The organism is Shuttleworthella satelles DSM 14600 (assembly GCF_000160115.1).
Lineage (GTDB): Bacteria > Bacillota > Clostridia > Lachnospirales > Lachnospiraceae > Shuttleworthia > Shuttleworthia satelles.
The window spans coordinates 1,096,146-1,108,090 of the sequence record NZ_GG665866.1 but is presented as its reverse complement, the minus strand read 5'-3'; the positions used below and the strand labels follow the sequence as shown (position 1 = coordinate 1,108,090).

At 51.6% G+C, this 11,945-nt stretch carries 15 protein-coding genes; all 15 read left to right on the top strand.

All coding sequences use genetic code 11. The features are described 5' to 3' along the window. Window positions 1–2 precede the first annotated feature (2 nt). Window positions 3–413 (top strand): DNA-directed RNA polymerase subunit omega, encoded by a 411-nt coding sequence (gene rpoZ / locus GCWU000342_RS10170; RefSeq protein WP_006906208.1) that lies wholly within the window; start codon window positions 3–5, stop codon window positions 411–413. A gap of 1 nt (window position 414) precedes the next feature. Beyond that, the gene (gene rimO / locus GCWU000342_RS04995) at window positions 415–1,764 is read left to right on the top strand and encodes a 30S ribosomal protein S12 methylthiotransferase RimO (RefSeq protein WP_006906207.1); all 1,350 of its coding nucleotides are present in this window, start codon (window positions 415–417) and stop codon (window positions 1,762–1,764) included. Continuing rightward, window positions 1,748–2,290, top strand: a complete 543-nt coding sequence (pgsA, locus tag GCWU000342_RS04990; protein ID WP_006906206.1) for a CDP-diacylglycerol--glycerol-3-phosphate 3-phosphatidyltransferase — start codon at window positions 1,748–1,750, stop codon at window positions 2,288–2,290. The genes rimO and pgsA overlap by 17 nt, the downstream gene beginning before the upstream one ends. Before the next feature lies 1 nt (window position 2,291). Next, entirely contained in the window at window positions 2,292–2,816 is a 525-nt protein-coding gene (locus GCWU000342_RS04985; RefSeq protein WP_006906205.1) for a CinA family protein, read from the top strand. Beyond that, on the top strand, window positions 2,807–3,352 hold the full coding sequence (gene rsmD / locus GCWU000342_RS04980) for a 16S rRNA (guanine(966)-N(2))-methyltransferase RsmD (RefSeq protein WP_006906204.1): 546 nt from the start codon (window positions 2,807–2,809) through the stop codon (window positions 3,350–3,352). Before GCWU000342_RS04985 ends, rsmD begins: the two co-directional genes overlap by 10 nt. 3 nt (window positions 3,353–3,355) lie before the next feature. Further along, entirely contained in the window at window positions 3,356–3,844 is a 489-nt protein-coding gene (gene coaD / locus GCWU000342_RS04975) for a pantetheine-phosphate adenylyltransferase (protein ID WP_006906203.1), read from the top strand. Window positions 3,845–3,848: 4 nt separating this feature from the next. Continuing rightward, complete coding sequence (locus GCWU000342_RS04970) at window positions 3,849–4,562, top strand: hypothetical protein (protein WP_006906202.1); 714 nt, start codon at window positions 3,849–3,851, stop codon at window positions 4,560–4,562. Window positions 4,563–4,692: 130 nt separating this feature from the next. Further along, window positions 4,693–5,352 carry an HAD family hydrolase gene (locus GCWU000342_RS04965; protein WP_242649974.1) on the top strand — a complete coding sequence of 220 codons (660 nt, stop codon included), beginning with the start codon at window positions 4,693–4,695 and terminating at the stop codon, window positions 5,350–5,352. A 123-nt stretch (window positions 5,353–5,475) separates the two neighbouring features. Further along, the gene (locus GCWU000342_RS04960) at window positions 5,476–6,489 is read left to right on the top strand and encodes an RluA family pseudouridine synthase (protein WP_006906200.1); all 1,014 of its coding nucleotides are present in this window, start codon (window positions 5,476–5,478) and stop codon (window positions 6,487–6,489) included. Window positions 6,490–6,581: 92 nt separating this feature from the next. Continuing rightward, the gene (locus GCWU000342_RS04955) at window positions 6,582–7,112 is read left to right on the top strand and encodes a Holliday junction resolvase RecU (RefSeq protein ID WP_006906199.1); all 531 of its coding nucleotides are present in this window, start codon (window positions 6,582–6,584) and stop codon (window positions 7,110–7,112) included. 136 nt (window positions 7,113–7,248) lie between these two features. Continuing rightward, on the top strand, window positions 7,249–8,427 hold the full coding sequence (hisZ, locus tag GCWU000342_RS04950) for an ATP phosphoribosyltransferase regulatory subunit (RefSeq protein WP_006906198.1): 1,179 nt from the start codon (window positions 7,249–7,251) through the stop codon (window positions 8,425–8,427). Between the two features lie 144 nt (window positions 8,428–8,571). Next, a complete protein-coding gene (hisG, locus tag GCWU000342_RS04945; RefSeq protein ID WP_006906197.1) occupies window positions 8,572–9,228 on the top strand; it encodes an ATP phosphoribosyltransferase in 657 nt (218 codons plus the stop codon). Next, the gene (gene hisD, locus GCWU000342_RS04940) at window positions 9,225–10,541 is read left to right on the top strand and encodes a histidinol dehydrogenase (RefSeq protein ID WP_006906196.1); all 1,317 of its coding nucleotides are present in this window, start codon (window positions 9,225–9,227) and stop codon (window positions 10,539–10,541) included. Before hisG ends, hisD begins: the two co-directional genes overlap by 4 nt. A 188-nt stretch (window positions 10,542–10,729) precedes the next feature. After that, window positions 10,730–11,323, top strand: a complete 594-nt coding sequence (gene hisB, locus GCWU000342_RS04935) for an imidazoleglycerol-phosphate dehydratase HisB (protein ID WP_006906195.1) — start codon at window positions 10,730–10,732, stop codon at window positions 11,321–11,323. Between the two features lie 107 nt (window positions 11,324–11,430). Further along, entirely contained in the window at window positions 11,431–11,931 is a 501-nt protein-coding gene (locus GCWU000342_RS04930; protein WP_006906194.1) for a hypothetical protein, read from the top strand. The last annotated feature ends 14 nt before the right edge of the window (window positions 11,932–11,945 follow it).

Genomic DNA, 11,945 nt, shown 5'->3' with positions numbered 1-11,945 from the left:
GAATGGCTAAGAACGATGCGCGTTTTGAGATGATCCACCCGTCTTATGTGGAGCTGATGCAGATCATCAACAATCAGGTTGAGGTCGGAGAGGAGCCGATGGTCAATTCCCGTTATACCATTGTTGCGGCCTGCGCCAAGCGCGCCCGTCAGCTGATCGCCGGGGCCAGCCCCATGATAGAGAACACCGAGGGAATGAAGCCGATTACGATCGCCGTCCATGAGCTGGCTCAGGGCAAGCTTGTGATTTTAAATGAGGAGGAGGCCCTTGCTGCCAGAACCGCTGCGGAGGCCGCTGCCAGAGCTGAGAAGGAGAAGAGAGACGCTCTTAAGGCCCAGGATGAGGCTGAGGAGGATGAAGAGGAGAGCTCTGATCTGACGGATGCCGCCGGCAGCGAATTGGAGGAGGCGTAGGGTGTCTTTAAAGATCCTCTTTGTCTCCCTCGGCTGCGACAAAAACCTGGTGGATTCGGAGCATATGCTCTCCCGTCTGCACCGCGACGGCTTTTCCATGACTGACAGTGAAGAGGAAGCGGATATTATCATTGTCAATACATGCGCCTTCATTGAATCAGCCAAGGAGGAGAGCATAGAGACCATCCTGCAGATGGCTGCTTATAAAGAGAAAGGACGTCTCAAGGCTCTGCTCGCCACAGGCTGTCTCTCCCAGCGGTATGCCAGGCAGATCAGAGAGCAGATCCCGGAGGTGGATGGGGTGCTGGGAACCAACTCCTACGATGATATCGTCCCTGTCCTGCATGCGGTCCTCGACGGCTTGCCGCAGACCCGTATCGATGATCTTGACGATCTTCCGGATGATGAGGAAGCAGGACGGCTTCTGACGACGGCAGGTCACTACGCCTACTTAAAGATTGCGGAGGGCTGCGACAAGCACTGCAGCTACTGCATTATTCCGAAGCTGCGCGGCAGCTACCGGTCGGTCCCCATGATCAAGCTGATCAAAGAGGCAAGGGAACTGGTCTCCCAGGGGGTCAGAGAATTGATTTTAGTCGCCCAGGAGACGACTCTCTATGGCAGTGACCTCTATGGGAGGAAGATGCTGCCGGAGCTTCTGGATAAGCTGAACGATATCGAGGGCCTGCGCTGGATCCGCATTCTTTACGCCTATCCGGAGGAGATTGATCAGGAGCTGATTCAGGCGATGGTTCGCAATGACAAGGTCCTGCACTATATCGATATGCCTATCCAGCACGGGGATGACGAGATCCTCAGACGAATGGGCCGCAGAACCAATCAGGACGATATTCGAAAAAAGGTTGCCATGCTCAGAGAGGCCATGCCGGACATTGCCATTCGCACCACCGTCATCTGCGGCTTCCCAGGTGAGACGGATCAGATGCATCAGAATCTGCTCGATTTTATCGACGAGATGCAGTTTGACCGCCTTGGGGCATTTGCCTATTCCCAGGAGGAGGATACGCCTGCCGCTTCGTTTGCCGGACAGCTGGATCAAAAGGTCAAGGAAGCGCGTTTGGCCCGGGTGATGGAAAAGCAGCAGAAAATCAATTTCGCCATGAATGAGTCCCTGGTCGGCTCTGACTTGGAGGCGATCATCGAGGGCAAGATCGCTGACGAACCCGCCTATGTGGGACGAACCTATCGGGATGCCCCTGATGTTGACGGCTATATTTTTGTCAGCGGAGAAAACGACGTCTTTCACACAGGCGACCTGGTTATGACGCACGTATCAGGCGCTTATGAGTACGATCTGATAGGAGAGCCGACGGATGAATCTTCCCAATAAACTAACGGTCTTTCGCGTTTTGCTGATTCCGGTCTTCGTGATAGTCTACCTTCTGGGCTGGCAGTCGCAGGGACTGCGTCTTGCGGCTGCGGCGATTTTTATCGTCGCCAGTCTGACAGACCTTCTGGATGGCAAGATTGCGCGCAAGTACAACCTGATCACGGATTTCGGAAAATTTATGGATCCTCTGGCGGATAAGCTTCTGGTGGTATCCGCCCTGATCTGTCTGATTGTTTCCGGACAGGTCTATGCCTGGATCGTGATCATCATTGTGGCCAGAGAATTCATAATCAGCGGTTTTCGTCTGATTGCCTCTGATAACGGGATTGTAATCGCGGCCAACTACTGGGGCAAGTTCAAGACGGTTTTTCAGATGCTGATGGTCATTGTCAAGGTGCTGGCATTTGATAATGTCTACTGGGCCCTTCTGGGAGACATCCTCATGTGGATCGCCCTGGCCCTGACTCTGATTTCACTGGTCACCTACCTGCTGCAGAACGCGGCTGTCTTAAAGGAGCAGAAATAGTATGGAAAATAAGCTCAGGACGCGGGCGAAAGAGCTCGCCGATCAGGTTGTTTGTAATCTCGTCAGCCATGGATGGACGGTCACCAGCAGTGAATCCTGTACCGGTGGGCTGATATCTGCCGAATTGGTCGGAGTAGCGGGGGCGTCCAATGTCTTTTCCCAGGGGTTGATCACCTATTCCAATCAGTCCAAGGAGTCTCTGCTGGGGGTTCGCCATGAGACCCTGGAACTCTTCGGAGCGGTCTCCCCGCAGACAGCCAGGGAGATGGCCTTCGGCTCCAGAGTCTGCTACCAGTCTGACTTTGGCCTCTCCTCGACCGGAATTGCGGGGCCGGACGGTGGAAGCGAGTCCAAACCGGTCGGCACGGTCTATTTATCCTGTTCCTACGAGGGCAACACATTGGTTCGCCACTATGCCTTCTCCGGGGACCGGAATACGGTTCGCGACAAGGCGACCGCTGCCGCTTTGGAGCTTCTTTTGGATTGTATCCGGGAGAAGGAGAAAGAGGATCAGCTATGCGAGTGATTGCTGGCAGCGCCAGAAGATTACAGCTTTTGACGCCCAGGGGGCTCAAGACTCGACCGACTCAGGACCGGGTAAAGGAAACCCTCTTTAACATTCTGCAGAATGAAGTCGAGGGGGCTTATTTCCTGGACCTCTTTGCGGGCAGCGGGCAGATGGGGATTGAGGCCTTGAGCCGCGGGGCAAGAGCAGCCTCCTTTGTGGATCAGGGGAGAGAGGCTATCGCCTGCATTCAGGAAAACCTGCGCAGATGTCATCTGGAAAAGAGGGCTAAGGTAATTGCCTCTGACGTCTCCTCAGCCCTGGCTCTCTGGGATCGACGGGATCTGCCGGATCTTGTCTTTATGGATCCCCCCTATGGACAGGATTTTGAAGAGGGCGTCTTAAGACAGCTGAGAGATCTTCTCAGGGCCAATGCCATCGTCATTATCGAGTCCCCTCTGAACAGTGATTTTTCCTACGCGGAGTCTTTGGGCTATCAAATCGACAGGATCAAACGCTACAAGACCAATCAGCATGTATTCTTGTCTCTGGAGTAAGCTATGCGCACAGCAATTTATCCGGGCTCCTTTGACCCGGCCACATTCGGACATCTGGATATCATCGAGCGGTCCAGCAAGCTCTTTGATCAATTGATTGTCGCGGTTCTCAATAATTCGGCCAAAGAATCTCTCTTTTCCGTGGAAGAGAGAGTCGACATGCTAAAAATGCTGACAGCTGGCTGCCCCAATGTGAAAGTCGATTCCTTCGAGGGCCTGCTCATCGACTACGCCAGACGCATGGACGCCGGTTTTTTAGTTCGGGGGCTTCGGGCGGTCAGTGACTTCGAGTATGAGCTTCAGATCGCGCAGACCAACCACGTGGAGTATCCGGAAATTGACACAATTTTTCTCACAACCAGTTTGAATTATTCCTATTTAAGTTCTACAATAGTAAGGGAATTTGCATCCTATGGGGGCGACATTCGTCAATTTGTACCGGCGGAGATCATTCCGTTGATTTACGGCAAATACAATATTGATAAGGAGTGAAAAGATGTCAAGTAGAATTGAAGATGTGATCAGTGAGATTGAGGAGTACATTGACAGCTGTAAGCCGTCCGCCTTCTCCTCGACCAAGATTGTTGTCAACCGCGATGAGATCGACTCTCTTCTCGAGGAGCTCAGGAGCAAGACTCCGGACGAGATCAAGCGTTATCAGAAGATTATCAACAACAAGGAGGCCATTCTCGCAGACGCGCAGACCAAAGCGGACGCCATCATAGCGCAGGCGCAGATTCAGACCAATGAGCTTGTGAGCGAGCACCAGATCATGCAGCAGGCCTATGCGCAGGCCAATGAAGTGGTCAATGTGGCGACCAAGAACGCGCAGGAGATGCTGGACAAGGCGACAGAAGATGCCAACAGTATCCGCACCGGCGCCATTGAGTACACCGATGACCTGCTTTCCCGCGTGCAATCCATTGTAGAGAATACCTTGCGGGACGCCAGCCAGTACCACACTGCTCTGACAGAGGCTGTCCGCACATCTGATGAGCAGTTCTCCTCTTCCATGAACGGATATCTGGATCTGATTCAGCAGAACCGTGAGGAGCTGCGCCCGGTTCCGGTGCAGACCCCTCATATTGAGAGGCCGGCAAAGTCCGAAGCCAAGCCATCCGCGGATTCCAAGCTGGCCGCCACGGCTGACCTGGAGGCTTCTGCTGAGGAGGACGCTTCGATCGAGGTCCCGGATGAGCTCTTTTCTTAAGGAGCAGATCGCGGCAGGAAGCTGAGTTCATATATGCCGATCACCAGAGTTCGCTTTTGCAGCCAAGCTGCGCAGGCGATCCTATGGTGGTCGGCTTCCTCTATATTGGGCCTGTTTGAGGAGGCAGAACTTGTTCGATCAGGTAAAAGCAGTGATTTTTGATATGGATGGCACCCTGCTCGATTCCATGCATATCTGGAGACAGATTGATGAGGACTTCCTGAATTCCCGCGGACTTTTGATGCGGCCGGATCTGCAGGAGAGAATCGAGGGGATGTCTATGATTCAGACGGCGGCCTGGTTTAAGGAGAGCTATCATTTGGCGGAGAGCGTTGAGGAGCTGACAAGAATCTGGAATGCCATGGCTATGGAGGCCTATGAGAAGACCATAGAGACCAAGCCTGGCGCCATCGAGTTCATGAAAATGCTTCGCGACAGAGGCTATGCTCTGGCGATCGGCACCTCCAATTCCCGTCCCCTGGTGGAGGCGTCATTTTCCAGAAACCATCTGGATCAACTGGTCTCTGTCTGCGTCACCTCTGACGAGATCTCCAGGGGGAAGCCCGCGCCGGATATTTATCTCAGGGCCGCCAGAGATCTGTCTCTTTCGCCCGCGTCCTGTCTGGTTTTCGAGGATATCCTTCCCGGTATCGCAGCTGCCAGGACCGCTGGAATGAAGGTCTGTGCCGTTGAAGACCCCTATTCCGCCGCTGTCCGTGATCAGAAAATCCGGGAGGCGGATTATTTCATTGACAGCTTTGCGGAGGCAATCTCGATTCTGAGCCAATAAAACTGTTTCCGGCAGGTTCCCTGCGCAAGCTTCATGTCCCTTTACCAGGAAATAGAAGGACAACAGAAAAATAGAAGAGTGACAGAGAAACAGAAGAGCATATGAGAGAAAAGGGAAGAGAATATGAGAGAAATCTCTATCACAAAAGAAGAGGCCGGTCAGAGGTTAGACAAGTTCCTCTGCAAATACTTCCGCGCAGCTACGACTTCCTTTCTCTATAAGATGCTTCGCAAGAAGAATATCGTCCTCAACCAAAAGAGGGCAGAGGGAAGAGAGCTGCTGTCTGAGGGCGATCGCATTCAGGTTTTCTTTTCGGATGAGACCTTTGAACGGATGAGGGGAGGGGATCATCAGGATCAGGCCTTTTTCACCCTGAAGGAAATCGACTACAGACATGTTCATGTGATTTATGAGGATGAAGATATTCTTGCCCTCGATAAACCGGCGGGCTGTCTCTCCCAGCGAGCCGGACAGAAAGACATTTCTCTCAATGAGGAGATGCTCGCCTATCTGATCGCAAAGGGGGCGCTGACAAGGGAGTCTTATTTCCTTTTTCACCCCTCGGTCGCCAATCGACTGGACAGAAATACCTCCGGGCTTATTTTGGCGGGAAAGACCCTGCGGGGACAGCAATATCTGTCAGAACAGCTCAGAGATCGGAGCGTCATCAAGCTCTATCACACAATTGTCAGAGGACGCCTTACAGAAGAGCTGCAGCTGGACGGGTACCTCTATAAGGATGTCGGCAGGAATCAGGTTCTGGTCTCTGAAAAGAAAGAAGACCTGCCCGAGGGAGCGCAGGAGATACACACCGCCTATCGCCCTCTTGACCATAGGAAGGATCTGACCCTGCTTGAAGTTCATCTGATGACCGGGCGAAGCCATCAGATTCGCGCTCACCTGGCATCGATCGGTCATCCCATCGCCGGAGATCCCAAATATGGAGATTTTCACTGGAATCAGATCCTGAGGAGAAAATATGGGGTCCGAGGCCAGCTGCTCCATTCCTATTCCATCAAACTGCCGGATGGCAGAGAGATCATCTGTCCGGAGGGAGAGATTTACAGGCGGGTTTTATCAGGACAGGATGGGTGCGCGCGTGACGGGACATTGAAAAATCGAAAGTCACAGACCTGACCGGGAAGCAAACGGCCCAAAAAAAGAAAAACAGACGACCTTAAAAGAAAGAAAAACAAACGGTCTTAAAAGAAAGATAGGATAAATCTGTTATGGCGACCTGGAATTCGAGGGGATTAAGAGGATCCGGCTTAGAGGAATATATCAATCAGACCAATGAGGTCTATCGGGACAATCAACTTGCTCTGGTGCAGAAGATACCGACGCCCATTACTCCCATCAATATTGACAAGACCAATCGGCACATTACGCTGGCCTATTTCGATCAGAAATCCACGGTAGACTATATCGGCCTGGTCCAGGGGGTTCCGGTCTGCTTTGACGCCAAGGAGTGCGCGGGAGATACCTTTCCACTGGCCAATATCCATGAGCATCAGGTTGCCTTCATGACTGATTTTGAGAGACAGGACGGAATCAGCTTTCTTTTGCTCTCCTTCACCCGGAGGGAAGAGTTCTACTATATGAAATATCGGGAGATGATGCGATTCTGGAATCGCATGCAAGAGGGCGGACGAAAGAGCTTTCGCAGGGAGGAGCTGGATGCGGACTGTTTCTTTTCCCGCAGGGGAAACCTTCTGGTCCCATACCTGGATCAGCTGGCCTTGGATCTGCAAAAGAGGTGAGAATCCCCATCCGCTATGATATGGATCCATGACCTGGATCTCTTGTGAATCAACTTGACGACAGCGATTAAGAGAGTAAAATAGCTTTAATATGATACTGCGTTATCGCGTTAATTAGATAAAGTCAGGAGGGAAGATGAACGACCGCATCTTACACACGCCGGAGGGGGTAAGAGATCTCTACGGAGAAGAGCTGGCCAGAAAGAAGCATATTGAGAGAGCCCTGCACAAGAGACTGGCTTCTTTCGGCTATCAGCCCATTCAGACGCCGACATTTGAATTCTTTGACGTCTTCGGATCAAAGAGGGGCACTTCCCACGCGAAATCCTGGTACAAGTTCTTTGACCGGGAGGGGAATACCCTGGTTCTTCGGCCGGATATCACTCCCTCCATTGCCAGGGCCGCCGCGAAATATTTCACAGAGGAGGACAGGGCCATACGCCTCTCTTATCAGGGCAATATTTTCGATAACAATTCTTCCTATCAGGGGCATCTTAAGGAGAGCACGCAGCTTGGGGCTGAGTTGATCGGGGATCCTTCCGTCGACGCAGATGCCGAGATGATTGCGCTTGTCGTCTGCGGGATGCAGGCCATTGGCTTTTTGGACTTTCAGATCTCTGTGACGCACGCCGATCTTCTTTCCGGTCTTATGGATGCCTGCCGCTTTGACGATGACAACCGCGAGCGGATCCAGAGTCTGATTGAAAATCACAATCGCTTCGGTCTGCAGGAGTACCTGGAAGAGGAGTCCGTCCCTGCCGACCTGGCGAAGCTCTTTGACTCGATGACAAGGATTTACAACAGTCCTGTCGACTGGGCTGACCTGACGAATCGATGTGCTGCCTACCCAAAGATTACAGAGGCATTCGACCGATTGGAGCAGATCTACGAGATCCTCAAAATTTACGGAGTTGACTCCTATGTCTCTTTTGAGCCCGGGCTGCTGGCCTCCAGTGAATATTACACGGGGCTGATCTTTGCCGGTTACACCTTCGGAAGCGGACAGGCCTTCGTCAGAGGCGGCCGCTATGATCAGCTTTTGTCTTACTTCGGCAAGAATGCCGCAGCCATCGGCTTCGCGTTCTCTGTCGACCGGCTGATGCTGGCCGCATCCAGTCAGGAACTTGAGATCGAAGAGGACGGTCAGGACCAGCTTGTCCTCTACCACAGGTCTCAGCGCGTCAAGGCCCTGCATCTGGCTCATGACCTGCGCCAGGCAGGACAGAGGGTGACTTTAATATCCTGCGAGGACACGAGAGATCTGGAGGCAGAGAAAAGCCGCTACGCCGGCGCCCGCCTGACATGCTTGATCTGAGTCAGAAGAGGCCGGAAATTGACGAGAGCACTGCTGGCGCAATGAAACGAAATTGAGAATGAAATAGAATCTGTGACAAGAGAAATTGATACCGGTTGAATCAAAATTGGTGTCAGTTAAATCAGGTATCATACGAGGTGAGATATGGCAGAAGAGAGATATTTGACGGTGGCTCTGGGAAAGGGACGCCTGGCGCAAAAGGCCATGCGGCTCTTCGGGAGAATCGGCATTTTCTGTCCAGAGATGGATGATTCAAAGACCAGAAAACTGATTTTTGTGGACGAGGAGCATAAGATGCGCTTCTTTCTCTCCAAGGGGCCGGACGTCCCCACCTATGTCGAGTATGGAGCTGCCGACATTGGCATTGTGGGCGAGGATACCATCTTAGAAGAGGGGCGAAAGATCTATGAGGTTCTTGATCTGGGATTTGGGAAGTGCCGCATGTGTATCGCCGGTCCCTCCTGCGCAAAGGATAAGCTCAGACATAAGGAGTTGATTCGCGTGGCGACCAAGTATCCGAAGATCACCCGGGACTATTTCTACAAGAAGAAGCACCAGACGGTAGAAATCATCAAGCTGAACGGGTCCATCGAATTGGCTCCCATTGTCGGCCTGTCGGAGGTCATATGTGATATTGTCGAGACCGGTTCTACCCTGCGTGAGAACGGACTGACTGTCTTAGAAGAGGTCGTGCCCCTGTCCGCCCGCATGGTCGTCAACCAGGTCAGCATGAAGATGGAAAACGAGCGCATCACCGCCTTGATCGAGGCGCTTAAAAGGGCGAGTCAGGAGGGAGCATGAAGATCACAAAATTAAATGACAGCAGTATCGCCAATATTTTAGACCAGCTCTTAAAGAGAAGCCCAAGCTCTTATCATCAGTTTGAGAAAAGCGTGCAGGAGATCATCGACCAGGTTCGGGAAGGGGGGGACTCGGCTCTCTTTGACTATACGGCCAGATTTGACGGAATTTTGCTGGACGCCTCCTCTGTCCTCGTCAGTCAGGAGGAGATCGAGGAGGCCTACCGGAAGGTAGATCCCGCTCTCTTAGACGTCATCCGCAAGTCGATTGCCAACATCCGCGCCTTTCACGAAAAACAGCGTCAGAAATCCTGGTTCGACGCCGATCATCCCGGCGTCATTTTAGGCCAGAGAGTGACCGCTTTGGAGCGGGTCGGGGTCTATGTTCCCGGCGGGAGGGCCGCTTATCCCTCCTCTGTTCTGATGAATGTCATTCCCGCCCGGGTGGCAGGCGTTCCCGATATTGTCATGACCACGCCGCCCGACATGGAGGGGAAGGTCTATGCCCCCACTCTGGTGGCCGCCAAAGAGGCAGGGGTCAGCCGGATTTACAAGCTGGGCGGGGCTCAGGCGGTTGCGGCCCTTGCCTTCGGAACGGAGACGATTCCCAAGGTAGACAAGATTGTGGGCCCCGGCAATATTTACGTGGCTCTGGCCAAGAAGGCCGTCTTCGGTTACGTCTCGATTGATTCAATCGCGGGTCCGTCTGAGGTGATGGCCCTTGTCGATCAAAGCTGCAATCCCAGATATGTCGCGGCCGACCTCCTGTCTCAGGCAGAACACGACCCCATGGCCTCCGCCATCCTGGTGACAGACGATGAGAGGGTGGCCAAGGAGGTGATTCGCTGGGAGGATTACTTCACTGAAAAGCTGGCCCGCAGAGAGATCATCCGAAAGTCTCTTGAGGACTACGGATATGTTCTCCTGGCTGAAAATATGGATCAGGCCATCGCCTGCGTCAATGCCATCGCTCCGGAGCACCTGGAGATTGTGACCAGAGATCCCTGGGAGAGTCTGACCAGGATTCAAAACGCCGGGGCGATCTTCCTTGGCTCCTATTCCTCCGAGCCCATCGGAGATTACCTGGCCGGGCCCAACCATGTCCTTCCAACCAACGGTACAGCCAGGTTCTTCTCCGCCCTGTCCGTCGACGACTTCATCAAGAAGTCGTCTGTCATCTCTTACTCTAAAGAGGCCCTGCGGGGAGTCTATCAGGATGTGGCCCGGTTTGCGGAGGCGGAGGGTCTGACTGGTCACGCCAATTCTGTGCGTGTTCGCTTTGAGGAAGATGAGGAGAATGTAGAGTTGACTTGAATCTCTTTTAGAGTTGATCCGGCTCTGTCTATGACATAAGATCCAGATCACAGCAGATCGTTGAAAAGACTTTATAGAGAACAGGAAAAAAGAGAGACCAGTTGTATGGAGAGAACAGCCGGATCAAAAGATCAGAAGATAGAAAGACAAGCCGGATGAAGAGATAAACAGTGTTAGGGAGGTAGAATATGGCTCAGGACAGAATTGCAAGCGTAAGCCGCAAAACAAGGGAGACGGAGATCGAAATCACAATCAATCTGGACGGATCCGGTCAATCTGAAATTGACAGCGGCATTGGCTTTTTCGATCACATGTTGGAGGGCTTTGCCCGCCACGGGTTTTTTGACCTGAAAGCTCAGGTCAAGGGAGACCTGGGTGTGGACTGCCACCACACCATCGAGGACACCGGCATTGTCCTGGGCAGGGCCATCCGACAGGCTCTGGGAGACAAGAGGGGGATTCGCCGCTATGGTTCCTGTATCCTGCCCATGGATGAGGTCCTGGTTCTGTCTGCTGTTGACCTGTCCGGCCGCCCCTATCTGCAGTTCGATCCCGTCTTTCCCGTCCCCATGGTAGGGCAGATGGACACGGAGATGGTGAGGGAGTTCTTTTACGCCCTTTCCTACTCGGCTATGATGAACCTGCACGTGAAGATGCTGACGGAGGGAAACTGTCATCACATGATCGAGGCGATTTTTAAGGCCTTTGCCAAGGCCCTGGATCAGGCGGTTTCCTCTGATCCCAGAATCGTGGATGTCCTGTCCACCAAGGGGAAAATATGACGGAATCAATAGGTTGTTATTATTTTAATAAAAGTATACAATTAATAAAAATATTTTTTGAAAATTAATTAGAATATTTTCTAAACAAGAAAGCAGGGGGTAAATTTATGAACCAGACTATTTTAATTGTTTCAATTGTTGCACTTGTGTGGCTGATACTTTTTATTTTATTTATGCTGATAGGTAAAAAGAATAAAGCAAAAGCCTCTTCTTATCTTGTAAATAATAAAGATAAAGCGATTGTTCACTTGTATTGCCGAAAAATCAAGATAGATAATCAGGATATTTCTGTTTTCAACCCTGTTTCTGGTGAAAATCTAGAAAAAATACTGGCATTATCCGCGGGGAATCATTCTTTTGAAGGTATTTTTGAGTCAACAGATGTATTTTTAGGGAAAACAAGGAATTTAAAAACTGAAAAAATACAGTTCGATCTTTATTTGGAGGAAGGACATACCTATACAGTAGCAATGTATCCGTATCCTCCAGAAGAAAGAAAAGATTATAATACAGCTAGTACTGAAACTGATATTTTAACAATTCCTTTAACTTTATATGAAGGAAGTGACAATATAAAAGCATATATTATCTGTTATAAAGAAGATTAGATATCGTTATCGTG

Bases quoted from the DNA above. Each gene is read 5' to 3' on its own strand.
- rpoZ (WP_006906208.1), top strand. From the start codon at position 3: ATGGCTAAGAACGATGCGCGTTTTGAGATGATCCACCCGTCTTATGTG.
- pgsA (WP_006906206.1), top strand. From the start codon at position 1,748: ATGAATCTTCCCAATAAACTAACGGTCTTTCGCGTTTTGCTGATTCCG.
- GCWU000342_RS04985 (WP_006906205.1), top strand. From the start codon at position 2,292: ATGGAAAATAAGCTCAGGACGCGGGCGAAAGAGCTCGCCGATCAGGTT.
- rsmD (WP_006906204.1), top strand. From the start codon at position 2,807: ATGCGAGTGATTGCTGGCAGCGCCAGAAGATTACAGCTTTTGACGCCC.
- coaD (WP_006906203.1), top strand. From the start codon at position 3,356: ATGCGCACAGCAATTTATCCGGGCTCCTTTGACCCGGCCACATTCGGA.
- GCWU000342_RS04970 (WP_006906202.1), top strand. From the start codon at position 3,849: ATGTCAAGTAGAATTGAAGATGTGATCAGTGAGATTGAGGAGTACATT.
- GCWU000342_RS04960 (WP_006906200.1), top strand. From the start codon at position 5,476: ATGAGAGAAATCTCTATCACAAAAGAAGAGGCCGGTCAGAGGTTAGAC.
- GCWU000342_RS04955 (WP_006906199.1), top strand. From the start codon at position 6,582: ATGGCGACCTGGAATTCGAGGGGATTAAGAGGATCCGGCTTAGAGGAA.
- hisZ (WP_006906198.1), top strand. From the start codon at position 7,249: ATGAACGACCGCATCTTACACACGCCGGAGGGGGTAAGAGATCTCTAC.
- hisG (WP_006906197.1), top strand. From the start codon at position 8,572: ATGGCAGAAGAGAGATATTTGACGGTGGCTCTGGGAAAGGGACGCCTG.
- hisD (WP_006906196.1), top strand. From the start codon at position 9,225: ATGAAGATCACAAAATTAAATGACAGCAGTATCGCCAATATTTTAGAC.
- hisB (WP_006906195.1), top strand. From the start codon at position 10,730: ATGGCTCAGGACAGAATTGCAAGCGTAAGCCGCAAAACAAGGGAGACG.
- GCWU000342_RS04930 (WP_006906194.1), top strand. From the start codon at position 11,431: ATGAACCAGACTATTTTAATTGTTTCAATTGTTGCACTTGTGTGGCTG.